The sequence below is a fragment of the Streptomyces sp. WAC07094 genome (assembly GCF_036320405.1).
Taxonomy (GTDB): domain Bacteria; phylum Actinomycetota; class Actinomycetes; order Streptomycetales; family Streptomycetaceae; genus Streptomyces; species Streptomyces lannensis.
On sequence record NZ_JAVMJZ010000003.1, the window covers coordinates 463,852 to 488,256 of the forward strand.

General features: G+C 70.7%; 18 protein-coding genes and 1 pseudogene. 14 read left to right on the forward strand and 5 right to left on the reverse strand.

The annotated features are described in order from the left end of the window. Nucleotides 1-81 precede the first annotated feature (81 nt). The 12 genes and pseudogenes from RCR19_RS41585 (at nt 82) to RCR19_RS41640 (ending at nt 14,237) form a co-directional block, all read left to right on the forward strand. Nucleotides 82-1,875 carry a peptide ABC transporter substrate-binding protein gene (locus RCR19_RS41585; RefSeq protein WP_331270278.1) on the forward strand — a complete coding sequence of 598 codons (1,794 nt, stop codon included), beginning with the start codon at nt 82-84 and terminating at the stop codon, nt 1,873-1,875. Between the two features lie 2 nt (nt 1,876-1,877). Further along, entirely contained in the window at nt 1,878-2,837 is a 960-nt protein-coding gene (locus RCR19_RS41590; protein ID WP_331270345.1) for an ABC transporter permease, read from the forward strand. Next, nucleotides 2,834-3,715, forward strand: coding sequence for an ABC transporter permease (locus tag RCR19_RS41595; RefSeq protein WP_220295984.1), 882 nt, complete (start codon nt 2,834-2,836; stop codon nt 3,713-3,715). The genes RCR19_RS41590 and RCR19_RS41595 overlap by 4 nt, the downstream gene beginning before the upstream one ends. Continuing rightward, complete coding sequence (locus RCR19_RS41600; protein ID WP_331270279.1) at nt 3,712-5,370, forward strand: ABC transporter ATP-binding protein; 1,659 nt, start codon at nt 3,712-3,714, stop codon at nt 5,368-5,370. The genes RCR19_RS41595 and RCR19_RS41600 overlap by 4 nt, the downstream gene beginning before the upstream one ends. After that, nucleotides 5,367-6,299, forward strand: a complete 933-nt coding sequence (locus tag RCR19_RS41605; protein ID WP_331270280.1) for an ROK family protein — start codon at nt 5,367-5,369, stop codon at nt 6,297-6,299. The genes RCR19_RS41600 and RCR19_RS41605 overlap by 4 nt, the downstream gene beginning before the upstream one ends. A gap of 294 nt (nt 6,300-6,593) precedes the next feature. Continuing rightward, entirely contained in the window at nt 6,594-7,655 is a 1,062-nt protein-coding gene (locus RCR19_RS41610) for an iron-siderophore ABC transporter substrate-binding protein (protein WP_331270281.1), read from the forward strand. A gap of 23 nt (nt 7,656-7,678) precedes the next feature. Continuing rightward, complete coding sequence (locus RCR19_RS41615; protein WP_331270282.1) at nt 7,679-8,683, forward strand: iron ABC transporter permease; 1,005 nt, start codon at nt 7,679-7,681, stop codon at nt 8,681-8,683. Beyond that, a complete protein-coding gene (locus RCR19_RS41620) occupies nt 8,680-9,762 on the forward strand; it encodes an iron chelate uptake ABC transporter family permease subunit (protein WP_331270283.1) in 1,083 nt (360 codons plus the stop codon). Before RCR19_RS41615 ends, RCR19_RS41620 begins: the two co-directional genes overlap by 4 nt. Then, entirely contained in the window at nt 9,759-10,604 is an 846-nt protein-coding gene (locus RCR19_RS41625) for an ABC transporter ATP-binding protein (protein WP_331270284.1), read from the forward strand. Before RCR19_RS41620 ends, RCR19_RS41625 begins: the two co-directional genes overlap by 4 nt. Nucleotides 10,605-10,678: 74 nt before the next feature. Beyond that, nucleotides 10,679-12,409, forward strand: a complete 1,731-nt coding sequence (locus RCR19_RS41630) for an IS4 family transposase (protein ID WP_331270285.1) — start codon at nt 10,679-10,681, stop codon at nt 12,407-12,409. Between the two features lie 214 nt (nt 12,410-12,623). Then, nucleotides 12,624-12,791, forward strand: a pseudogene (locus RCR19_RS41635) (transposase); the annotation flags it as partial. A gap of 222 nt (nt 12,792-13,013) precedes the next feature. Continuing rightward, entirely contained in the window at nt 13,014-14,237 is a 1,224-nt protein-coding gene (locus tag RCR19_RS41640) for a MalY/PatB family protein (RefSeq protein ID WP_331270286.1), read from the forward strand. A 233-nt stretch (nt 14,238-14,470) separates the two neighbouring features. On the opposite strand, the gene RCR19_RS41645 is transcribed toward RCR19_RS41640, so the two are convergent. The 4 genes from RCR19_RS41645 to RCR19_RS41660 all read right to left on the reverse strand — a co-directional run bounded on the left by RCR19_RS41645 (nt 14,471) and on the right by RCR19_RS41660 (nt 21,246). Continuing rightward, on the reverse strand, nt 14,471-17,323 hold the full coding sequence (locus RCR19_RS41645) for an FAD-binding and (Fe-S)-binding domain-containing protein (protein WP_331270287.1): 2,853 nt from the start codon (nt 17,321-17,323) through the stop codon (nt 14,471-14,473). Nucleotides 17,324-17,343: 20 nt separating this feature from the next. Beyond that, a complete protein-coding gene (locus tag RCR19_RS41650; RefSeq protein ID WP_331270288.1) occupies nt 17,344-18,531 on the reverse strand; it encodes an anhydro-N-acetylmuramic acid kinase in 1,188 nt (395 codons plus the stop codon). A 136-nt stretch (nt 18,532-18,667) separates the two neighbouring features. Next, entirely contained in the window at nt 18,668-20,233 is a 1,566-nt protein-coding gene (locus tag RCR19_RS41655) for a sodium:solute symporter (RefSeq protein ID WP_331270289.1), read from the reverse strand. Between the two features lie 8 nt (nt 20,234-20,241). Continuing rightward, on the reverse strand, nt 20,242-21,246 hold the full coding sequence (locus RCR19_RS41660) for a BadF/BadG/BcrA/BcrD ATPase family protein (RefSeq protein ID WP_331270290.1): 1,005 nt from the start codon (nt 21,244-21,246) through the stop codon (nt 20,242-20,244). A 215-nt stretch (nt 21,247-21,461) separates the two neighbouring features. Here RCR19_RS41660 and RCR19_RS41665 point away from each other — a divergent pair, with 215 nt between their 5' ends. Both RCR19_RS41665 and murQ read left to right on the forward strand, forming a co-directional pair. After that, nucleotides 21,462-22,406 carry a MurR/RpiR family transcriptional regulator gene (locus tag RCR19_RS41665; RefSeq protein ID WP_331270291.1) on the forward strand — a complete coding sequence of 315 codons (945 nt, stop codon included), beginning with the start codon at nt 21,462-21,464 and terminating at the stop codon, nt 22,404-22,406. Between the two features lie 64 nt (nt 22,407-22,470). Continuing rightward, nucleotides 22,471-23,376 (forward strand): N-acetylmuramic acid 6-phosphate etherase, encoded by a 906-nt coding sequence (gene murQ / locus RCR19_RS41670; RefSeq protein ID WP_331270292.1) that lies wholly within the window; start codon nt 22,471-22,473, stop codon nt 23,374-23,376. A gap of 257 nt (nt 23,377-23,633) precedes the next feature. On the opposite strand, the gene RCR19_RS41675 is transcribed toward murQ, so the two are convergent. After that, a complete protein-coding gene (locus RCR19_RS41675) occupies nt 23,634-24,320 on the reverse strand; it encodes a helix-turn-helix domain-containing protein (RefSeq protein WP_331270293.1) in 687 nt (228 codons plus the stop codon). Nucleotides 24,321-24,405: the final 85 nt, after the last annotated feature.

A 24,405-nucleotide genomic window follows, 5' to 3' on the forward strand; every position in this document is an offset into this window, starting at 1 on the left:
CGTCTGTTTCTTCGAACACAGCGGTCGTTGACTGGCTTTCCCACCCGCCTCCGGTCCTCCCACTCCCCCGAGGTGAAAAAAATGTCCCCTGCTCGCACGAGGCTCGTCGCCGGTGCCGCCCTGTCCGCGGGCACGCTGCTGCTCGCGGGCTGTTCCGGAACGGGCGGTACATCGTCCGGCTCCCATGACTCGATCAACTACGCGCTGCCCGCTAACTTCACCCCGAACTGGATCCTGCCGATCGGTACGGCGGCGCACCTGAACACCAACAACATCTCCATCGCCAACACCCTGTGGGAGCCGCTCATCGCGTATGACGGCTCCACCGGGAAGATCGCCTGGAACAAGGCCGGTTCCGTGGCAACGGACGCCGACTTCGCCGCCGACGGCAAGAGCGTGCGGATCACGCTGGGAAACCGCCACTGGAGCGACGGCAAGCCGATCACGTCACGTGACGTCGAGTTCTGGTTCAACCTCATCAAGGCGAACAAGGCCGAGTGGGCGGGCTACAGCCCCGGCAAGGCGCCGGACAACTGGACGTCGTTCAAGACGGAGGACGCCCGCCACTTCACCCTCACCTTCGACCGGGCCTACAACTCCCAGTGGATGCTGGCCAACGAGCTGAGCGGCATCAACCCGCTGCCGCAGCACGTCTGGGACAGGACCGGAGCCTCGGCGCAGGTGTCGGACGCCGACCGCACGGCCGCGGGCGCCAAGCAGGTATGGACCTACCTCAACAACGCCGCCAAGAACATAGCCGGTTACGAGAAGGACGCCCTGTGGAAGACCATCAGCGGCCCGTACACGGTGAAGTCCTTCTCCACCGCCGGCAAGGTCGTCCTCGCCGCCAACAAGAAGTACGACGGTGGTGAGAAGCCCGGCATTCCGACGGTGAACCTTCTCACCTTCACCACGGCGGACGCGGAGAAGAACGCACTGCGTTCGGGCGGCGTCGACTACGGCTACATCGAGGCCACCGACCTCGACCAGAAGGAGCAATTCACCGCGCAGGGCTACTCGGTCAAACCATGGTCGGGCTGGGCGATCACCTACATGCCCTACAACTTCAACAACCCGGCCATGGGTGCCGTGTTCAAGCAGCTCTACGCCCGCCAGGCCGTGCAGCGGTCGATCGACCAGAGCAGTCTGGCGAAGGTCATCTTCAACGGGACGGCGGTGCCCGGCTACGGCCCCGTCCCCCAGGGCCAGACCTCCGCGTTCGTCTCGCCGGAGCAGAAGAGCAACCCGTACCCCTTCTCCACCTCGGCCTCCCGCGAGCTGCTCACCGGCCACGGCTGGAGCGAGCAGGGCGGGGTCATGACCTGTACGGACCCCGGCACCGGCGCCACGCAATGCGGTGCGGGCGTCGCCAAGGGCACCAAGTTCGAGATGCAGGTGCTGTCGCAGTCCGGCTCGACCGTGACCGACAACATGATGAGCGCGATCCAGTCCTCGCTCGCGAAGTCCGGGATCAAGTTCACGATCAAGACCGCACCGGTCAACTCCGTGCTCTCGCAGACCCCTCAGTGCACGGCCGGCCAGTCGATCTGCAAGTGGCAGCTGTCCTTCTTCGGCACCGCCGGCAGCTGGTACTTCCCCGCCTTCCCCACCGGTGACTCGCTGTTCCAGTCCAAGGGCGGCTCGAACTTCGGCAACTACTCGAACCCTCAGGTCGACGGCCTCATCTCCCAGTCCACCACGTCGAGTTCCAACGACGCGATCCAGGGCTACAGCGCGTCCCTCGCCCGGGAACTGCCGGTCATCTGGCTGCCCGAGCCCGTCTACCAGATCTCCGTCATCCGCAACGGTCTGGGCGGCTTCTCCCAGGACTCCCTGGCCAACTTCCACCCGGCACAGTGGAAGTGGACCAGCTGACCATGGACACCGCGCTGTACCTGACCCGGCGGCTGCTTCAGTCGCTGGCCGTGATCCTCATCGTCACGGTCGTGGTCTTCTGTCTGCTGCACGCCCTGCCCGGGGGTCCCGCACGCGGAATCCTCGGCCCGCAGGCCACGAACGAGCAGATCGCCGCGTTCAACCACGAACAGGGCCTGGACCGCCCGCTCCCCGTCCAGTACGTCTACTACCTGCACACCCTCCTGCGGGGTGACCTCGGCACCTCGTACACCCTCAACGAGGCCGTCTCCCGACTCATCGAGCAACGACTGCCCAAGACCCTGGTGCTGACCGTGCTGTCCGCGCTGGTCGGTCTGGTGCTGGCGATCCCGCTCGGCATATGGCAGGCGGTGCGACGCAACAAGCCGGTGGACTACGTCGTCACCACGCTCAGCTTCGTCGCGTACTCGACACCGGTGTACTTCCTCGGGTTGCTGCTGATCCTGGTCTTCACCCAGACCCTGCGCTGGTTCCCCTCACAGGCGCCACAGGGCGACACGCTGTCCCAGGTGTTCTCGAACCCGGAGGCGCTCGTCCTGCCGGTGGTCACCGGGGCCGCGTCCATGATCGCCGTGTTCAGCAGATACATGCGGGCCTCGACGCTGGACAACCTCGCCGAGGACTACGTCCGCACGGCCCGCTCCGGCGGTTCCCGGCCGTTCGCCGTCCTGTGGCGGCATGTCTTCCGCAACTCCCTCACGCCCGTGATCGCCATGCTCGGCTACTACGTGCCCGTGCTCTTCGGTGGCGCCCTCGTCGTCGAGCAGCTCTTCAACTACCCGGGCATGGGGCTGCTGTTCTGGAGCGCGGCGCAGTCCTCCGACTACCCGGTGCTGCTCGGCTGCGTCCTCGTCATCTCCCTCGCCACGGTCATCGGCACCCTCCTCGCCGACATCGTGCAGCGGATCGTCGACCCCCGAGTGAAGGCGGAGCGGACATGACTGCCGTACTCCAGACCACTCCCGCCCTCGAACCGGTACCGGGCTACCGCCTCTCCCTCCGCCGGTTCGCCCGCAATCGGCTGGCTCTCGCCGGGCTCGTGGCCGTGGTGCTGTTCCTGCTGTTCTGTTTCGTCGGTCCACTCATCTACTCGACGGACCAGACGCACACCGATCTGACCCAGGTGAACCTCGCACCGAGCGGGGCCCATCTGCTGGGCACGGACGCCGTCGGGCACGACGAGCTCGGCCGGCTCATGTACGGCGGCAAGATCTCACTGCTCGTCGGACTCGCCGCCGGGGTCCTCGCCACCGTCATCGGCACGCTGTGGGGCGCGGTCGCGGGATACGCGGGCGGCTGGCTGGACGCCGTGATGATGCGCATCGTCGACGCGGGCATCGCCATCCCGGCACTGTTCATCCTGCTCGTCGTCTCCGCCATCACCACCCCGGACACACTCGGGCTGATCGTCATCCTGGGCCTGGTCTCGTGGCTGGTGCCGTCCCGGCTGGTGCGGGCGGAGACCCTCACGCTCAAGAGCCGGGACTACGTACTGACGCTGCGGGCCATCGGCGGCAGTCACGGCCGGGCGATCGGGCGGCACATCCTGCCCAACTCGGTGTCGACGATCGTGGTGGCGGCGACCTTCCAGGTCGCCGACGCGATCCTGCTCGTGGCGTATGTGTCGTATCTCGGCCTGGGCGTCCAGCCGCCGTCGACCGACTGGGGCGGCATGCTGTCGGCCGGTCTGACGGCCGCTTACTCCGGACGCTGGTGGCTGATCGTTCCGCCGGGCCTCGCGATCATCCTCGTCGTCTGCGCGTTCAACGCGATCGGCGACGGGCTGCGCGACGCCTTCGACGTGAGGGGGCGCGGATGAGCGTCTTGGAGATCGAGGACCTCGGAGTGACCTTCTCGACCGAAACGGGCGATGTGCCCGCCGTGCGGGACGTGTCGCTGCACGTACGGCCGGGCGAGACGCTCGCGCTGGTGGGCGAGTCGGGTTCGGGCAAGTCGACGGTGGCGCTCGCCGCGATGGGGCTGCTGCCGGGGAACGCCCGGGTGTCCGGGCGGATCTCGGTGGACGGCACCCCGATCGTCGGCGCCGACGACAGGGAGCTGTCGGGGCTGCGCGGTCGCACGGTGTCGATGGTGTTCCAGGAGCCGGCCACCGCACTCGATCCGCTCACCCGGGTCGGCGCCCAGATAGCGGAGGTCGTACGCAACCATCGTCAGGTGTCGCGCGCGGAGGCGGCCCGTGCGGCGGTCGACCTGCTGAGCAGGGTCGGTATTCCGGAGCCGGAGCACCGGGCTTCGGCCTTTCCTTTCCAGCTGTCGGGCGGGCAGCGGCAGCGCGTCGTCATCGCCATGGCGATCGCCAACTCGCCCGGTCTGCTGATCGCCGACGAACCGACGACCGCCCTCGACGTCACCGTGCAGGCCGAGATCCTGGACCTGCTCCGCGCCCTGGCCGCCGACTCGGGGACAGGGGTGCTGCTCGTCACGCACAACATGGGCGTGGTCGCGGACTTCGCCGACCGGGTCGCGGTCATGCTGGAGGGAGAGGTCGTGGAGACCGGAACGGTGGAGGACGTTCTGCTACGGCCCTCGCACGAGTACACCAGGCGTCTGCTGGCGGCGGTGCCGCGGCTCGCGGTCGACGAGCCGCGGGGCGCCGGTACCGCGGGGGAAGATCCGCAGGAGCCGGAAGGCTCCACGTCGGTCGTCGAACTCCGGGACGTCTCCGTGCACTTCGGCCGGGGGCGCCGTACGGTCAGGGCGCTGCAGAACGTGTCGCTTTCCGTGCGTCCCGGCGAAACGGTCGGCCTGGTCGGGGAGTCCGGCTCGGGAAAGTCGACCGCGGCCCGGGTCGCCCTGGGGCTCCTGCGCCCGGACTCCGGCTCGGTGGCGCTCTTCGGCAACGACCTCGGGCGGACACGCGGACGGGCCAGGCGCTCGCTGCTGTCCGGTGTGGGTGTGGTGCTGCAGGATCCGGTGGCATCGCTGGACGCGCGGATGAGCGTCGCCGAGTGCGTGGCGGAGCCGCTGCGTGTGCACCGGCGGGGCATGACCGCCGTCCAGCGTCGCGAACGGGTCGCCGAGGTCCTCGAACTCGTACGACTTCCACGCGAGTTGGCGGGACGCGGACCTCGCGAGCTGTCCGGCGGGCAGCGGCAACGGGTGAGCCTCGCCCGGGCACTGGTCCTGGAGCCCCGGCTGCTGGTGGCGGACGAACCGACCAGTGCGCTGGATGTGAGCGTGCAGCGGACGGTGCTCGAGGTGATCGCCGAATTGCAGGGCGAGTTGGGGTTCGCGTGCCTGTTCGTGTCCCATGACCTGGCCGTGGTGCAGGAGTTCGCGCAGCGGGTGGTCGTCATGCGGGCCGGGTCCGTCGAGGAGGAGGGCCCGACCATGACGACTCTGCTGCGCCCGGAGACGGAGTACACCCGCAGACTCATCGCGGCCGTGCCGGTGCCGGACCCCGTGCTGCAACGCCGGCGGCGCGTCTCCCTGGGATTGGAGGCAAGCGCGTGACGGCGGCTCCCGAGGTGGTCGCCGGTGTCGACATCGGAGGGACGACCACCCAGGTGGTGCTGTGCACCGAGGACCTCGACGTCATCGACCGGCTCGGCGTGCCCACTCCCGCGGCCGAGGGCGGCGCCGCGATGGTCGGCGCGGCGCTCGGCGCGCTGCGGCTCCTCCTGGACCGCACGCCCGGGCGGCTGCTCGGCGTCGGGGTCGGCGCGGCGGGCGTGGTGGACGCACGCTCCGGGCGCATCCTCGTGGCCAGCGACTCCTTCCACGACTGGGCGGGCTTTCCGGTGACGGCGACGGTCGAGGGGGCGCTCGGCGTTCCGGCGTACCTGGACAACGACGTCAACGCGTTCCTGCGGGGCGAGGTCGCCCGGGGTGCCGCGGCCGGTGAGCCGCATGTGCTGGGGATGACCCTCGGTACCGGCGTCGGCGGCGCGTTGTGGCTGGACGGCGCGCTGTACGAGGGCCCGAGCGGGGCGGCCGGCGAGATCGGCCATGTGCCCGGCTTCGGTGACCTTCGGTGCACCTGCGGAGGACGCGGCCACCTGGAAACCCTGGCGTCCGGCCGGTCGATCACCGCCCGCTACGCGGAGCGGACCGGGCGGAACGCCACCGCACGCCTGGTCGCCGAGGCGGCGGCCGGCGGCGACGGGGACGCGCTCGCCGTGTACGAGAGCGCCGGTGCCGCCGTGGCCCGCGCGATCCTCGTCACGGTGGGGCTTCTGGACGTCACCACCTTCGTGATCGGCGGTGGTGTCAGCCGGGCCTGGGCGCTGCTCGAACCGTCCATCCAGCGCACGCTGTCCGCCGAACCGCCGGTCGGCGGACAGCCGCTCCGGGTACTGCCCGCCCGTCTCGACGGCGATGCCGTGGCGGTCGGCGCCGCCTCCCGCGCCCGGGTGGAACTCGACACGGTCACCCACGTCTGACATGCCCGCGGGGCGCGCACCGCCGACCTCGGCGTGCTGCGCGTCCGCGGGCCGTCGGGCGTGTCCGCGACTCGGCGACGAGGGTGTGCCGAGGCTCCGGCCCATTCGTGCGCCGGCCGGACACCGTCCGGCCCGGGCACCGGCTCCGGCATCGTGCTGCTCGTCTGCTTCGCACAACGCTCCGTCGACGGCCACGCCGGCCGTCGGGACCCCGAGTTGCATTGCGCATACGGGTTCCGCATAAGGTTAGGCTCGCCTAAATATTCAAGGTGAACCACAGCTAGGAGCTGGCACATGTCTCTTCGGCGCCGCGGTCCTGCCGCAGTCGCTCTCGCAGTCGCCGCCGCACTGTCACTCGCGGCGTGCGGCAGCGGGTCCTCCGGTGACGGCAAGGGGAGCACCGGTGCCTCCGCCGAAGCGGGCTCGGGCAAGAAGGACTCGAAGTCCGTCGCGCAGGGCGGCAAGGACTTCGCGGACGCCGCCGCGAAGACCGCTGCGCTCGGCACCGACGCCAAGCCCGGCCAGTGGCCACGCACGATCAAGCAGGCGATGGGCAGCACCGAGATCAAGTCGCCGCCCAAGCGCGTGGTCGTGCTGGACGTCGGCGAGCTCGATAACGTCGTCTCCCTGGGGGTGAAGCCGGTCGGCCTGGCGCCGACGGAGGGCTCGCCGGAACTGCCGTCGTACCTCAAGAAGGACGCGGGCACGCCGAAGAACATCGGCACCATCAACAGCCTCAACCTCGAGGCGATCGCGGCCCTCAAGCCGGACCTGATCCTGGGCAGCCAGCTGCGCGCGGCCGCCTCGTACGACGAGCTGTCGAAGATCGCGCCGACCGTCTTCTCGATCCGCCCCGGCTTCACCTGGAAGCAGAACTACCTCCTCAACGCGGCCGCGCTGGACAAGACGGCGCAGGCCAAGGCGAACATCGCAGCGTACGAGAAGCGGGCGAAAGCCCTCGGCGACAAGCTCGGTGCCCACAAGCCGACCGTGTCGATGGTCCGTTACATGCCCGACGGCGTCATCCGCCTCTACGCCAACGACTCGTTCATCGGCACGATCCTCAGGGACATCGGCATCCCGCGTCCGAAGAACCAGGACATCGAGGACCTGGCCACCGAGATCAGCGCCGAGAACATCGACAAGGCCGACGCCGACTGGATCTTCACGGGTGTCTACGGCGACCCGAAGGCCACGGACAAGAGCAAGGCCCAGGGCAATCCGCTGTGGAAGAACCTCAAGGCCGTCAAGGACGGGCACGCCTTCGACGTGCCGGACGAGACCTGGTACCTGGGGCTCGGTGTCACCGCCGCCAACGCGGTGCTCGACGACCTCGAGAAGCACCTGACCGCCTGACCAGAGGAGAGTGAGCGCGGCGTATGTCGCCCTCCACGCGTCGCCGGGCCGGCTGGTTGCTGGCCGGCACGGCGATGCTGCTGATCGCCGTTCTGCTGAGCCTTGCCGTGGGCAGCCGCCAGATCGCCCCGAGCGAGGTGATCCAGGCACTGGTGCACGGCGGCACCAGTGACGACGCCCAGGTGGTGCGGTCGTTGCGAGTGCCCCGCACCGTCATCGGCGTCCTGGCGGGCGCCGCGCTCGCGCTCGCCGGGACGGTGATGCAGGGCATCACCCGCAACCCCATCGCGGAGCCCGGCATCCTCGGCGTCAGCCAGGGCGCCTCGGTCGGCGTGGTGTGCGCGATCGCGTTCTGCGGCGTGCACACGCTGGGCGGGTACGTGTGGTTCGCGTTCACGGGCGCGGCGCTGGCGGCGGTGGGCGTGTACGCCGTCGCCAGCGGCGGGCGCGGTGGGGCCTCCCCGCTCAAGCTCGCTCTGGCCGGCGCCGCGATGAACGCCTTCCTCGCCTCGCTGGTGTCCGGGATCGCCACCACCAACGCCCGTGCATTGGACGAGTTCCGTTTCTGGCAGGTCGGCTCGATCAGCGGACGCGGCACCGACATCATCGGCCAGATCTGGCCTTTCCTGCTGGCCGGTCTGGTGCTGGTCGTCGCGATGTCCCGGGGCCTGGACGCGCTCGCGCTCGGCGACGACGCCGCCAAGGGCCTCGGGCACAACGTCGGCCTGCTGCGGCTGCTCGGCGCGCTGGGCGCGACCGTGCTGACGGGGGCCTCCGTGGCCGCGGTCGGCCCGATCGCCTTCACCGGGCTCGCCGTGCCGCACATCGCCCGTGCACTGGTGGGCACCGCACACCGCTGGGTGCTGCCGCTGGCCGCCCTGCTCGGACCGGTGATGATCCTCGGCTCCGACGTGCTCGGCCGCATCGTCTTCCCGCCCTCGGAGGTACCGGTGGCCGTCATGACCGCACTGATCGGTGTGCCCTTCCTGATCGCTCTCGTCCGGCGCCGGACGGTGGTCGCCGCATGAGCCGCGCAACGGCGACCGCCGCTCCGCCTGCCGTCCGCCCGGCCGGACACGCCGTCCTGCGCGGGGGACGCGCCAGCTTCCTCGTCCACCGTCGATCGGTCGTCGTCGCGGTGGCGCTCGCGATCCTGCTCGCGTGCGCCGTCGTGGCATACCTGTGCGTCGGCGAGTCCTTCGTCCCACCGACGGAGGTCGTCCGGGTACTGCTGGGGCGGCCGAGCCCCGACGAACTGGTCGTGGGCACACTGCGGTTGCCCCGCCTGGTCGTCGGACTCCTCGCGGGAGCCGCGTTCGGCGTGGCGGGCGCGCTGGTGCAGACTGTCGCCCGCAACCCACTGGCCAGCCCCGACGTCATCGGGGTCACACACGGCGCCGGTGCGGCCACGGTCGCCGCCATCAGCTTCAACGCCGTGGCCTACGACGCACTGCCGTACGTCTCCGTCGCGGGCGGCCTCGCGGCGGCCCTGCTGGTGTACGTCTTCGCCTGGCGGCGCGGACTGCACTCCTCGCGGTTCGTGCTGGTCGGCATCGGCGTGTCGGTCGCACTCGGCTCGCTGACTCAGTTGTTCCTGACCAAGGGCGACTACCTGGTGGCCCAGCAGGCCAAGGTCTGGCTGACCGGCTCGCTCAACGGACGCGGCTACGAGGAGGCCCGGCCCCTCGCGCTCGTACTGCTGCTCGCCGTCCCGGCGGCCCTGTGGGCGGCCCGGGCCCAGCGCGGCGCGCACTTCGACGACGACACCGCGGCGGCTCTCGGTGTGCGCCTGGACCGGCTCAGGCTCGGTCTCACGGTACTCGGCGTCGTGCTTGCGTCGGTGGCGACCGGAGCGGCCGGCCCCGTCGACTTCGTGGCGCTGCTCGCCCCGCAGATCGCCCGGCGGCTCACCCGAACCGCCCAGATACCACTGCTGTCCTCGGCGTTGACCGGTGCGCTGGTCGTCGTGGTCGCGGACCTGCTGGCCCGCCGTCTGTTCTCCCCGATCGAGCTGCCGGTCGGCGTCCTCACCGCCGTGGTGGGCGCCCCCTACCTCATGTGGCTCATCGTCCGTACCCGCAGCCGTTCCGGAGGCACCACCTCATGAGCCGCCCGACCACCAGCCGCCTCGCCGCACAGGACCTGACCCTGGCGTACGAGGACCGCACCGTCGTCGAGGGCCTGGACCTGGAGATCCCCGACGGCAAGGTGACCGTCGTTGTGGGCCCCAACGCCTGCGGCAAGTCCACCCTGCTGCGGGCGCTGGGCCGTCTGCTCAAGCCGCGCCGGGGAGCCGTGCTGCTGGACGGCGCCGAACTCGCACGTGTCCCCGGCAAGCAGATCGCCCGGACCATCGGCGTGCTGCCGCAGTCCCCCATGCCGCCGGACGGCATCACCGTCGCCGACCTCGTCGCCCGCGGCCGTCAGCCCCATCAGAAGTGGTGGCAGCAGTGGTCGGAGGCGGACGAGCTGGCCGTCGCCGAGGCGCTGCGGCGCACCGACACGGCCGACCTCTCCGACCGCCCGGTCGACGAACTCTCCGGCGGCCAGCGGCAGCGGGTGTGGATCGCCATGGCACTGGCCCAGGACACGGACCTGCTGCTGCTGGACGAACCGACCACATACCTGGACATCGCGCACCAGGTGGAGGTCCTGGACCTGGTGCGCAGGCTGAACCACGAACGTGGCCGCACCGTCGTCGCCGTGCTCCACGACCTCAACCAGGCTGCCCGTTATGCCGACCACCTCGTCGCCATGAAGGCGGGCCGCATCGTGGCGCAGGGCCGGCCCGACGAGGTCGTCACCGCAGAGCTGGTCGAGGACGTCTTCGGCCTGTCCTCCGTCGTCGTCCCCGACCCGGTCACCGGCGGGCCTCTTGTCGTCCCCGCCCGTGCCTGGCAGCCGGCGCCTCTTCAGCAGGAACACACCCGGTCAACTACTCGGCTGTGAACGCAATGCCGCGTAGTTAGGGCGCGAGGTCGTGCGTCAACTTGATCACCGGCCGCGGTGCCACGCTGAACAGCATGGGAAACGGGACCCCTGCTATTGCAGGGAAGCCGTCCAAGGTCTTCCTGCTCAGCGAAGAGGTCCCGTTGTCCCAGCAGTCTGCCATCACGAGCTTCACGCGCACCATCACCGTGGCGGGGGGTGTTTTTGCCCCCGGTCACCTTGGTGAGTTGACGCAGTATCTGCCGTTCGAACTCGTCGATGATGTCCTCGCCCAGACGCGAACGATGCAGCATCGCCTGCGCCTGCTGCCCTCGCGTGTGGGGGTGTACTTCGTCCTGGCCCTGGGGATTTTCCCAGGTCTCGGCTATGAGCGCGTCTGGGACCGGCTTGTGTCCGGGCTCGGCGCCTTGCGTCTGGTCAGGCCGTCGGAAAAGGCCCTGCGTGATCTCCGGCGCAGGATCGGGGTGGCGCCGCTGAAGGCGCTGTTCGACGTGGTGGCCGGCCCGGTGGCGCGGCCCACGACCCCGGGGACGTGCTATCGGCGCTGGCGCACCGTCGCCTTCGACGGCTGCAGCTCCCTGCTGGCCCCGGACCGGCCCCGCATCCGTGCACTGCTGGGCAAACACCGCCGCGGGCGGAGCGGAGTCTTCGAGGGCTACCCGCACCTGCGGCTGATGGCGCTGTGCGAGACCGGAACGCGTGCCTTGATCGGCGCCGTGTTCGGCTCGACCCACCGCGGTGAGCCCTACTACGCCGACCAGCTGCTGCCTCTGCTGGACGACACGATGCTGCTGCTGGCCGACCGCGCCTTCACCGGCGACGACTTCCTCAACCGCGCCGCCGACACCGGCGCCCAGCTCCTGGTGCGGATGAACGCCCGCCGCCGCCCCGCCATCTGGGCCGTCCTGCCCGACGGATCCTTCCTGACCCGGATCAATGGCCAGACCTTCCGCTTCATTGACGTCGACATCACCGCCACCTGCGCCGACGGCACGCGCATCGGCGACACCTACCGGCTGCTGACCACACTGCTCGACCACCGAACCGACCCCGCCGACCGCCTCGCCCACCTCTACCACGAACGCTGGGAAGTGGAGTCGGCGTTCCTGGCGCTGCGGCACACCCTGTTCACCGGACGCGTCCTGCGCTCCGCCGACCGCTGCGGCCTGGAACAAGAACTCTGGTCCCTGCTCACCGTCTACCAGGTCCTTCGCCGGGCCATGTGCGACGCCGTCGAGACCCGCCCCGGCACCGACCCCGACCGGGCCTGCTTCACCGCCGCCCTGCACAGCGCGACCGACCAGATCATCACCGCGACCGCCATCACAGGCCCCGCCCCCGACAACGGCGGCATCATGCAGGCCGTGCTGGACAACTTGCTGCCGTCCCGGCGCCCCAGGATCAGCGCCCGCAAGGTGAAATGCCCGATGTCACGCTACGGCGTCACCCCGAACGAACCCCGTCCCCTGCCCAGCAGGAACATTGCGCGCCTGGACATCACTGTCATCCCGCCCTCCGCGCACACCGCCGGCCCTGCAACCGCCCCGGACACCGCATCGGGCCGCCGCGAACAAGTCCTCCGACTCCTACGAACCAACCCCGCCCGCGACTTCAGTCCCCGGGAGATCGCCGACGCCCTCCAGATCGACCACGTCCGCAGCCTCAGCGCGCAACTGGGGCAGTGGGTCCCCCAGGGCTTCCTCAACAAGACCGGCCGAGGGCGCTACACACTGCACCCCCAATGGCTCGCCCCCACGTCCTCACCAGCAGAAACAGCACAGTTGACACTCGGCCTCACGGCTTAACTACGCGGCATTGGCTGTGAACGACCGAGCTTGTTGTCTCGGTTCGATACGGCTTTGTTCATGCTCCCGACTGCCCCCTATGGCAGGGCGGTCACGGGTCACATCTGCCGGTCGCCGCTCAGGCGGGGGCCGGGTCGGGCATGTTGACGAATACCCACGCCGTGGCTCCTCGCCGTGCGATGTCGGCCCCGGCGACGTGGTCGGCCGGCCAACCGACCACGTACACCTCTTGGTGCACTACCCGCCCCAGATCGCCCTGTCCCGGCTCGTCGGCAAGTACCCACGGGGCAAACACTTCTGGTCCCCGTCCTACTTCGCCGGCTCATGCGGAGGTACACCGCTGACCGTGGTCAAGGACTACATCGAGAACCAGAAGCACCCGGGACTGAGCGCGGCACCGCCGTCGGAACATTCCAAAGGGATACGGCGGCGCTCCGCGCCGCCCGGCCCAGGATGCAGTACCTCCCGGGCCTGAAAACCCGGGGCTCCTTGCACGATCAAGCTGAACGGCGTCGAGCGCTACGTCGGAGGCTTAGTTCGGTGAGCCGGCCGCAGTCGGCGACGTTCCCTGGTCGTCGCCGCCGCGTGCCCGTACCCTGCGCCCATGGTGCAGGAAGACGAGACCGGCCGACGAACCGATCCGTTCGTGCAACTGTCCCTCCGGCAACTGCGGGAACGCACGAGCATGAAGTGGCGCACGTTCCCCGAGGACGTGCTCCCACTGTGGGTGGCGGAGATGGACGTGCCCCTGGCTCCCGCCATCGTGGAGGCGCTGCACAGAACCATCGACCTGGGCGACACCGGGTATCCGTACGGCAGCGCCTACGCAGAGGCCTTCATCGGATTCGCCTACGACCGATGGCGGTGGAGCGGTCCGCGCATCGAGCACACCGCGATCGTTCCCGACGTCATGATGGGCGTCGTCGAGGTGTTGCGACTGATCACCGGCCCCGGTGACGCCGTCGTCGTGTGCTCACCGGTGTACCCGCCCTTCTTCGCCTTCGTCACCCACGCCGACAGGCATGTCGTCGAGGCTCCGCTCGGTGAGGACCTGCGGATCGACCTCGCCGCACTCGAAGAGGCCTTCGTCCGGGCGCGCGGCCACGGCCGACGCGCCGCGTTCCTCATGAGCAACCCGCACAACCCGACCGGAGTCGCCCACAGCCGCGAGGAGTTGGAGGCGATCGCGGAGCTCGCCCGCCGGCACGGCGTGAGGGTCGTCTCCGACGAGATCCATGCCCCTCTGGTACTGCCCGGGGCCTCCTTCACACCGTTCCTCAGTGTCCAGGGCGCGGAGAACGCCTTCGCACTGACCTCCGCGTCCAAGGCGTGGAACCTCGCCGGGCTCAAGGCCGCACTGGCCATCGCCGGTGCCGAAGCCGCCGACGAACTGCGCCACATGCCCGAAGAGGTCGGTCACGGGCCCAGTCACCTGGGCGTGATCGCCCACACCGCGGCCTTCCAGAAAGGCGGGGACTGGCTCGACGAGGTCCTGGTCGGGCTCGACGCCAACCGGCACCTGCTGGGGCGACTCGTCCGCGAACACCTGCCCAGGGCGCGGTATCGCCCGCCGCAGAGCACCTATCTCGCATGGCTCGACTGCACCTGGCTGGGCCTGCACGACGGCCGAGGCCCAGGCGGCCCCGGTGTGGTCAGCGACATGGCCGGACCCGCGAGGATGTTCCTCGACGAAGCCGGAGTCGCCCTCAGCTCGGGACATGTCTTCGGCTCGGGCGGCGAGGGGTGCGTGCGGCTCAACTTCGCGACGAGCCCGGACATCCTGCGCGAAGCGCTGTCCAGGATGGGACGCGCCGTTCGGGATCGGTGAGCCGTGCCCGTCACCACGGGGAAGGCGACGGGCACGGCGTGCCCTCACGGTGCCACACCTCCGCACGCGCGCGGCCCTTTCCCGAAGTCGCCGCGCGCCCGGCGACCGGATCTCCACCCGCTTGCCCCGGTCGTGCCGAGGTCGGCAGAGCCGCCGGGGGCGCGGGCAGATCACCGGCGAAGGCCCGCCGAGACGCCGACGGGCCGGTTCCGAAGTGCCCGGACGGGACCGCCTCAGGCGGTGACCTCGTCCAGCAGTTCCAGCACGTGCCGGTAGGGACGGCCGGTGGCACGGGTCATCCCCATCTCGCAGGTGCGGTTGCAGGAGGCGTACGCGTCGTACGTGCCCGCGTTGATCTCGGCGGCCTGGGCGGCGGTGGCGCTCGCGGTGATCTCCGGATGCAGCAGACCGCGGTCCCCGGCGAAGGCGCAGCAGCCCCAGTTGTCGGGCACGGTGACGTCCTCGCTCACGGCCGCGGCCACGGTGCGCAGGGCGCCGTCGATGCCCAGGTGCACGGTGGAACAGGTGGGGTGCAGGGCGAGGCTGCTCAGGCGGCGGGGCTCGGGCAGGGCGGGCAGCAGGTGCTCCGCGGTGAAGGCGACGCTGTCGACGAAGCGCAGGGAGGCGAACCGGGCGCGGTCGGACTCCGGGAGGGTGTCCGGCAACTGTTCCAGGCCGTGCGTACAGGAGGAGGCATCGCAGACCACGGGCAGCCGACCGTGGTCGCTGGCCGTCCACAACGCCTCCAGCGTGCGGTTCGCCATGGTGCGGTGCCCGTCGGTGTAGCCCTTGGACTGCCAGGGCGTACCGCAGCACAGCCCGGCCAGCTCGGCAGGCACGGTGACCTGCACGCCGGCCCGTTCACACAGACGCAGGAACGCGGCGGACGCACCACCGGTGGTGCCCTCGGGGGCGAAGACGCTGCCGATACAGGCGGCGAAGAACACCGCCTGCGGCTCGACGGGTTGCCGGGGAGCGGGGCGCGCGGGACCGCCGCGCGGGATGTCGTCGGCCCACGTGGGCACCAGCTCCCCTGCTCCGAGCCGGCGGACCGCACCGGTGGCGGCGCGCAGGGCCGGGGCGGGCAGCACGTGTGCGGTGTTGAGCGCCACCCGCACACCCTTGACCGCGGTACCCCAGTGCCGGGCCGTCGTGTTCCCGGCACGTTGTGCGGTGGCACTGTGCCGTTCGGCGCGCAGCCTCTTCATGACGGCGCCGGTGTCGATCGTGACCGGGCAGGCGGTGACGCACAGGCTGTCGGCGGCACAGCTGTCGACGGCCGCGTAGGTGTAGTCGGCTTCCAGAGCCCGGCGGCGTTCGTCGTCACCGGCGGCGGTGGCCAGTGCGATCTCGCGCTGGAGGGCGATGCGCTGACGGGGCGTCGTGGTGGCGTCGGCGGTGGGGCAGACGGGCTCGCAGTAGCCGCATTCGACGCATGCGTCGACGGCGGGGTCGACCTCGGGGACGCTCTTGAGGCTCTGCAGGTGTGCGGCCGGGTCGTCCTCCAGCAGCACGCCCGGGTTGAGCACGCCGTGCGGGTCGCACAGCTGCTTCAACTCCCGCATGACGTCGTACAGCTCGTCGCCGTACTGACGGCGGACGAAGGGGGCCATGGCCCGGCCGGTGCCGTGCTCGGCCTTGAGCGTGCCGCCGGCGTCCAGGACGAGGTCGACCATGGCGTCGGTGAACCGGGCGTAGCGCTCGATCTCCGGGGCGGAGTCGAAGTCCTGGGTCAGCATGAAGTGCAGGTTGCCGTCACGGGCGTGGCCGAAGATCACCGCGTCCTGGTAGCCGTGCCGGTCGAAGAGTCCGATGAGGCCCTCGCAGGTACGGGTCAGTCGCTCCATCGGTACCGCGATGTCCTCGAGCAGCGCGGTCGTACCGGGACGGCGGGCCCCGGCGACGGCCGTGTAGAGGCCCTTGCGCAGATGCCAGAGCCGGGCCCTGACGCCTGGATCGCGCACCAGCGCGGTACCGGTCACCGCGGGCAGGCGGTCCAGGACGGGTTGCGCGGCGGCCATCCGCTCCTCCAGCGTCTCGGCGCTGTCCTCGGCGAACTCGACCAGCAGGGCGGCGTGCCGCTCGACACCCAGCCCGCGCACCTCGTCCACCGGGTCCGGGGACTGCTGCGCGACTCGCAGCGAGGCGGCGTCGAGGAGTTCGGCGGTCCGGGCGCCGGCGGCCAGCAGGGCGGGCAGCGCGTCGGTGGCCTCGGCGAGGCCGGGCAGTACCAGCAGCCCGGTCGCGGTGTGCGGAAGGAGCGGGACGGTGCGGAAAACGGCCTCGCCGACGAAGCCCAGGGTGCCCTCGCTGCCGATCATCAGATGGGCGAGCATGTCGGCCGGATCGCTGTGGTCCAGGAAGGAGTTGAGGCCGTAGCCCATGGTGTTCTTCATCGCGAACAGCCGCTCTACGGTGGCCCGTGAGCCGGCGGAGTCACGGACCCGGTCGCGCAGCCGGAGCAGCCCCGCGTGGAGTTCCGGCTCGCGGGCGCGCAGCGCCTCGTCCGCGTCGGGTGCCGCGGTGTCGACCACGGTGCCGGAGGGCAGCACGAACTGGAGGGACTCCATGGTCCGGTAGGCGTTGTCCTGGGTGCCGCAGTTCATACCGCTGGAGTTGTTGGCGACCAGGCCGCCGATGGTGCAGGCGGACTCGCTCGCCGGGTCGGGGCCGAGCCGGCGCCCGTACCGGGCGAGCCGCGCATTGGCCTGACGCACGGTCAGTCCCGGTTGCAGCCGGATCCGCAGACCGTCGTCGAGGACCGCGGCGGTGCGCCAGTGGCTGCGGACGTCCACGAGGATGCCGTCGCCACTCGCCTGCCCCGCCAGGCTGGTGCCGCCCGAGCGCAGCGTCAGCGGCAGTCCTGCCTTGCGGGCGCCCGCCATCAAGGCACCGACCTCTGCGGCCGACGCGGCGCGCACGACGGCCTGCGGCGTGAACAGATACGGCGACGCGTCGTGGGCGGCGGCGACCCGGCGCGGCACCTCGGTGCTCACGCGGGCCGGGTCGCTGACGCACGCGGCGAGGAGTTCGGCCAGTCCTGCGGACCGGTCCGCGGAGGAGGGTGTGACGGCGGTGGGGCTCATGGGTCCTCGCTACTGCGGTGTCAGTGGGCGGAGGGGGCGGATCCGATGATCCGCATCAGGCGCGGCGGCTGCGACGCGGGTTCGGGCAGACGCAACGGTGCCAGGCCCGGGGTGACGCTGCCGAGGAGTGTGGCCCGGCGCGCCCCGGTGCCCGACGGAAGGGTGCCCGGCAGCCCGTTGGCCGTGAGGAAGCCCAGCACCGCGAAGGCCAGCGCTTCCTTGGCGTCGGACGGCAGGCCCAGCTCGTCGCTGGCGCGCAGGCTCACACCGGGAAGTTCCTCGGCGATCATGCGCATCAGTACGGGGTTGCGGGCACCTCCGCCGGAGACGACGAGTTCGGTCACGCCGTGGGCGCGGCAGGCGTCGGCCACGGTGACGGCGGTGAGCCGGGTCAGGGTGGCCAGCACGTCGTCGGGATCGGGTGTGGGTACCTTCTCCAGCGCCTGCTGGAGATAGGGCAGGTGGAAGTGCTCCTTGCCGGTGCTCTTCGGGGCGGGCCTGCGGTAATAGGGGTCGTCCAGGAGGAGCCGGAGGAGCTCGGGGCGGGTCCGGCCCGCGGCGGCCCTGCGGCCGTCCTCGTCGTAGGCGGCGGCGCCGTCGGTGAAGTGCCGTATCGCCGCGTCCAGCAGGGCGTTCGCGGGCCCGGTGTCGAAGGCGAGCGGCTCGGCGCCCGGCGCGAGGACGGTGACGTTGGCGATGCCGCCGAGGTTCAGCGCGGCCGGCGTACCGGGGAGGCCGCGCAGCAGCAGGGTGTCGGTCATACCGACGAGCGGAGCTCCCTGCCCGCCCGCGGCGACGTCCCTGCTGCGCAGGTCGGAGACGACCGGAAGGCCGGTGGACTCGGCGATCCAGGCGGGCTGGCCGAGCTGGAGCGTGCCGCGGACACTGCCGTCCTCGACCCAGTGGTACATGGTCTGTCCGTGCGAGACGACGAGGTCGGCCGTGCCGTCGCAGAGCTCGCGCAGGGCGCGGCCCGCGGCGTCGGCGAACGCCTGGCCGACGCCGGTGTCCAGTGCGCAGACGGACTGCATGGTCGTCGCGGCCGGAGGCAGCGTGGCCGCGATCAGGGCCCGCAGCTCATCCGGGTAGGGCACGGAGAGGTGTCCGAGCGGGCGCAGCAGCAGGGTGTCGCCGTCCAGGGTGAGGTCCGCCGCGGCGGCCTCGATGGCGTCGTACGAGGTGCCCGACATCAGGCCGATCACACGCACGGTGCCTCCCGGCGCACATTCCGCCGCGCGGGCGGGGTCGGCTGCTGCTGCGGCATGGCTTCTCCCTGGGAATGTCGGAACGGGGCGGGTGCGGGGTCGCCGTGGCGGCCCCGCACCCGATGGGGTGGACCAGTCGTCACTCCTGGCCGGCAGCGGCCGCGACCCGGTCGGGGCCCAACTCGCCGTCAGCGGCGGGGAGCTCGGCCGGCTCGGGGGCGCGGTGGAAGAGGCTCATCACACCACCGACGACCAGCGTGATCACCACGCCGATCGGTACGAGCCACTGGGCGGCGATCGCCGTGGGCACGGTGGCGCCGGCCACGGTCACGTCGATCTTCACACCGCGCACGATGTAGGTCATGACGCCGACCGTCACCAGGAAGGCCACGATGGAGTCGATCTCGTTGGCCCGCCGGACGAGTCTGCCGAGCAGGAACGCACCGAGCAGGGCGCCGTAGGTGTAGCCCGCGATGGTCAGACCGGTGAGATAGACGTTGCCGGTGCTGGTGCTGAAGGCGCAGGCGAAGATCGCCATCAGGACCGCCCACACCAGGGTCATCACCCGGGCCAGCTTCAGCAGCGACTCCTCGGAGGGCGTGCTGCGGAAGAAGCTGTGGATGATGTCGGCGACCGTCGAGTTGGACATGGAGTTCAGCGCCGAGGACAGCGAGCCCATCGCGGCGCCGAGGATGCCGGCCACGAGCAGACCCGAGATCACCACCGGCAGGCCGTGCAGGATGAAGTTCGGGTAGAGGTTGTCCGAACTGGCCAGGCCCAGCGCCTTGAAGTCCTTGCCCTTGTTGTACGACCACAGCAGGGCGCCGACGAGGGAGAAGGCGGCGAACTGGAGGGTGACGAAGACGCCGGAGGCGATCATGGCCTTCTGGCCGTCGCGCAGCGAGCGGGTGGCCAGGACGCGCTGGACGATCAGCTGGTCGGAACCGTGGCTCGCCATCGCGAAGATCGCACCGCCGATGATCGCCGTCGGCAGGGCGAACGGGCTGGTGAGGATATGCGCCAGGTCGAAGTTGGTGTCGAAGAGCTTGAAGTGGCCCGAGTGCAGGGCGCTGGAGAAGCCGTCACCACCCACGTGGCCGGAGAGCACCGCGATGGCGAGGATCGCGCCACCCAGGTACAGGGCCATCTGGATGGCGTCGGTCCAGATGACCGCCTTGATGCCGCCGAGGTAGGTGTAGATGACGGTGATCACCGTGAGCACGATGATGATGAGGCGGTAACCGGCGTGCACGCCGAACTCGTCGAGCAGCAGCTTGATCGGGATCGCGGAGGCGAAGAGCCGGACGCCCTCGGCGAGGAGCCGGGTGAAGACGAACGTCACCGAGGCCAGGCCCTGCAGTTTGAGCCCGAATCTGCTGCCCAGGTACTGGTAGGCGCTGACGAAGCCGCCACGCTTGTACAGGGGGATCAGCACGGTGGCCACCACGACGCGGCCGATCACATAGCCGAGGGCCAGTTCGACGTTGCCGAAGCCCTGCCCGCTGTACGCCCCGCCGGGCACGCTGATGACGGTGAGCACGCTGGTCTCGGTGGCCACCACGGAGAACGAGACGGTCCACCACGGCATGTGGCCTTCACCGACGAAGTAGTCCTTCGCGGACTTCTGTCGCCCGGCCAGGCGCAGTCCGATCCAGGCGATCGCCACCAAGTAGACGACGATCACCACGAGGTCGAGTTGGCGCACGCTCACTCCTAAACATCGGCCGGCGGAGTCACCGGCGGGGAGGGGACAGGGGGATGGGGCATCGTCCGCCGTACGCGGGCGACGTGGGGTTCGTGCGGTGCCGACGCATCCAGCGCCAGCAGGCGTGCGCCGTCCAGCGGGTCCCCGAGCGGGGGCCTCATCTCGAGGGGGCGCGAGGAACCGGCGAGCGTCGACCGGAGCGGACCGAGGAGCGGTTCGCCGAGGCCGGTGAGCCCACCGGTGATCGTGACGGGGAGGACGTCGTCGCCGCCGACTCGGTGAGCGGCGGCGAGCACGGCCTCGCCGAGTGCGGTGGCGGCGTCCTGGACGACCGCCGAGGCCGCCGCGTCACCGGCGGCGGCGGCGCGGGCCACGTCCGGGGCGAAGGTCGCGGCGGTGCGTGCGGGGTTCCCGTCCCGGCCGAGGGCCGAGGGCAGCCGGTCGGGGTCGCCGAAGCGTGCCTCGGCGGCGGCCAGCAGCGCGGTGTCCGGCCCGCGGCCGTCGTGGGCGCGAAGCGCTGCGCGCAGTCCGGCAGCGCCGATCCAGGCGCCGCTGCCCTCGTCGCCGAGCCAGGGACCCCAGCCGTCCACGCGGGCGTACGAGCCGTCCTCGCCGATACCGATGGCGACGGAGCCGGTGCCGATGGCGAGCACCACACCGGTACGGCCGCCGAGGGCACCGGCGTGAGCGGTGACGGCGTCGCTCGTGACGGCCACTTCGTCCGCGGGCAGATCCTCGAGGAGCAGGCCGGCCAGCTCCCGGGCGGCCTCCGGCGCGGCGGCCGCTCCTGCGGCGCCGACGCAGACCGAAGCGAGCCGGAGGTGCGGCTGCCCTTCCAGAAGCGGAAGGACGGCGGCACGCACGGCGGTGCGGGCCAGCTCCACCCCGTGGTCGGCGGCGAGCCCGGGAGCCCCGGGTACCTCGTGGACGTCCGGGGCGGGACCGGCGCCGTCGTTCCACAGCACGGCACGGCAGCCGGTTTTGCCCAGGTCCACCGCCACTGCTGCTGTCATAACGGCACGCCTTCGTGTCTTCACGGATCCGTCGCGTCGAACGGTCACGGGACAGCCATAGGCCCGATGACCGGCGCGGATCGCGGTGCAGCGAGTATCGGAAGGTCGACGTCCGTATGTCAATAAGTAACCTCGCGCAATTGAGTACGTAAATTTTTGACGCACCACGTACGCCCTGGTTACTGTGTCGCCACCCACTCAGGAGGGAACGGCCCATGGCCCGCCAGGAAGCACCCAGAACCGCCCCGCCCGCGGAGGACACCTCGCCCGCCGCGACCCTGGCCCGGATCCGCGCGGCCCTGCCCTCCCTGGCACCGTCGGAGCGGCGCGTGGCCGAGGCCGTCCTGGCCGACCCCGCGCAGGCGTCGGAGCTTTCCATCAGCGCCCTCGGCAAGCAGGCCGAGACCTCGGTGGCCACGGTGATGCGCTTCTGCCGTGCCATAGGGCTCGGCAACTACCCCCAGCTGCGCCTGGCACTGGCGGCGGCCGCCGCCCATGAGCACGCCGTGGGCGGCGAGCGACCGACGCCCGGCACCGACATCAGCGCCACCGACACCCTGGGCGACATCGTCGGCAAGATCATCTACAACGAGGTACGCGCCCTGGAGGACTCCGGGGCGGAACTGGACATCGAGGTGCTCGGCCGCGCGGTGGACGCCCTGGCGGGAGCACGGCGGATCGACATATTCGGCGTGGGCGCCAGCGCGTTCGTCGGCCAGGACCTCCATCAGAAGCTGCACCGCATCGGCCATATCGCGTTCATCTGGACCGACCGGCACGCGGCCCTCACCGCGGCCGCCCTCCTCGGGCCGGGCGACGTCGCCCTGGCCATCTCCCACTCCGGGGAGACCGAGGACACCGTCGAGCCCCTCCAGGCCGCCGCCGAACGCGGCGCCACCACGATCGCCCTCACCAACGTCCCGCGCTCCACCCTCGCGGCGAACGCGGACCTCGTGCTGACGACCTGCGCCCGGGAGACCCCCTTCCGTTCCGGGGCGACCGTCAGCCGCATCGCCCAGCTCGCTGTCATCGACTGCCTGTTCGTAGGCGTCGCCCAGCGTTCCTTCGACGCCACGACCGTGGCCCTCGAGAAGACCTATGGGGCCGTCCAGCGCCGTAAGCGCCGTCAGTCGCCGCGCCAGACACCGTCCGGCGACTGACCACCGGCCCCCCACCCCCCTCCAGCACCACCCTGAGCACCACCCCTGAAAGGACGACCGCGCCGTGGACCTCAGCACACTCGGCACACTCGGCACCGAGACCCGCAACGAGCGGACCGCCGATCTGGACCGCATGCCGGTCACCGAACTGCTCTCGGTCATGAACGCCGAGGACCAGACCGTCGCCCTCGCGGTACGTGACGCGCTCCAGGAGATCGGGGCCGCCGTCGAGGCGATCACCGACTCTCTGCGACGGGGCGGACGTCTGATCTACATAGGCGCCGGTACCAGCGGCCGGATCGGCCTGCTCGACGCCGTCGAGTGCCCGCCCACCTTCGGCACCTCCCCCGAGCAGGTCGTGGGTCTGCTCTCGGGCGGCCCCGGCGCCTTCGTCGTGGCGGTCGAGGGAGCCGAGGACGAGCCCGCGAGGGCGGTCACCGACCTCGACGAGATCGGCGTGAACGACCGGGACACCGTCGTCGGACTCGCCGCCAGCGGACGCACCCCGTACGTCGTCGGCGGCCTCAAGCACGCGGCCGCCAAGGGCGCCATGACGGTGTCGATCGCCTGCAACCGCGACGCGGTCATCAGCCGCTACGCCGACATCCCGATCGAGGTCCCCACCGGACCCGAGATCCTCACGGGGTCGACCCGCCTCAAGGGAGGCACCGCCGAGAAGATGGTCTGCAACATGCTCTCGACCGCTTCGATGGTCCGCCTGGGCAAGGTCTACGGGAACCTCATGGTCGATGTGAAGGCCAGCAACGACAAGCTCGTCGACCGTGCCCGCCGCATGGTCGTCCAGGCCACGGGCGCCGACCCCGACAGCGCCGCCGAGGCCCTGCGGGCGGCGGGCGGCCACGCCAAGACCGCCATCGTCATGCTCCTCGCCGACTGCACGGCAGAGGAGGCCGCCCAGCGCCTCGAAGAGGCCCGGGGCGACACGCGTACGGCCATCGGCCTCGCCTGACACAGCGATCCCGCGCCTGCGGGGCCGGCCTCACCCAGACGCCCAGGAGCGGCATCGCGGTGAGCGGGCCCGTGGGCACGGGAGATCCCGCCGGCCGGCCATTCGTGACCCGGGCCGGTGACCGCACACGCATCGGCGGGCGCCACCCGATCACCGTCGGCACCGAATGCCCCTCAACGCCTGCTGGGCCGCCTCAACGCCTACCGGGCCGCCCGGTCAAGATCGCCGGACAGGCATGCTGCGCCTTCGACCGGGCTTCACTGCTCGGTTCCGCCCTCGATGAGGCGCTGCAGCGAGGGCAGCAGCACTTCGAGGTCCTGTTCCGTACGGAACGCGACGACGGTGGTGCCTCCGCCGCCGGTTTCCCCGAGGGACTGGGATGCCGGAAAAAGGGCGAGCACCTCGCGCATCGCGTCATCGACCTCCGCGACCGGATCGGACGCCTCGCCCCGGAGCCATCGGCGCAGCACATGGTTGTGGGCGGCGACGACCGCCGCCGCCATGAGTTCGGCCCTGAGCGACGCCGACTCCGTCGGGTCCCCCATCCACTCCGCGATGAATTCACGGAACAGCCGCTGATAGCGGGCCACACTGGCGATCTCCCGGTCGCGGAGCGCCGCCACCTTGCTCGTGAGCGCGTACCGCCGGCGCGCCAGATCTCCCTCGTCCAGGTAGTGCAGCAGAACCAGCCGCACCGCGTCGGACACCGCGACCAGGGCGGTGCTGTGGCTGGAGGTCGCCAGCCGCTCCCTGATCAGCACGAGCAGCCGGTCGTGGTCCGGGAAGATGACGTCTTCCTTCGACCGGTAGTGCCGGAAGAACGTCGTACGTCCCACTCCGGCCCGCTCCGCGATGTCATCGACGGTGGTCTGCTCGTATCCGTACTCGTCGAAGAGCGCGAAGGCGGCGTCTGCGAGTCGGGTCCGCGCGGCTGGCTTGCTCATGAGTGATCATCCTTCCCCGTCTCGGTCCATGGAGACCACTTGCTCCGGAAGATGGTACTGAGTACCGTCGAATCGATATCGAGTA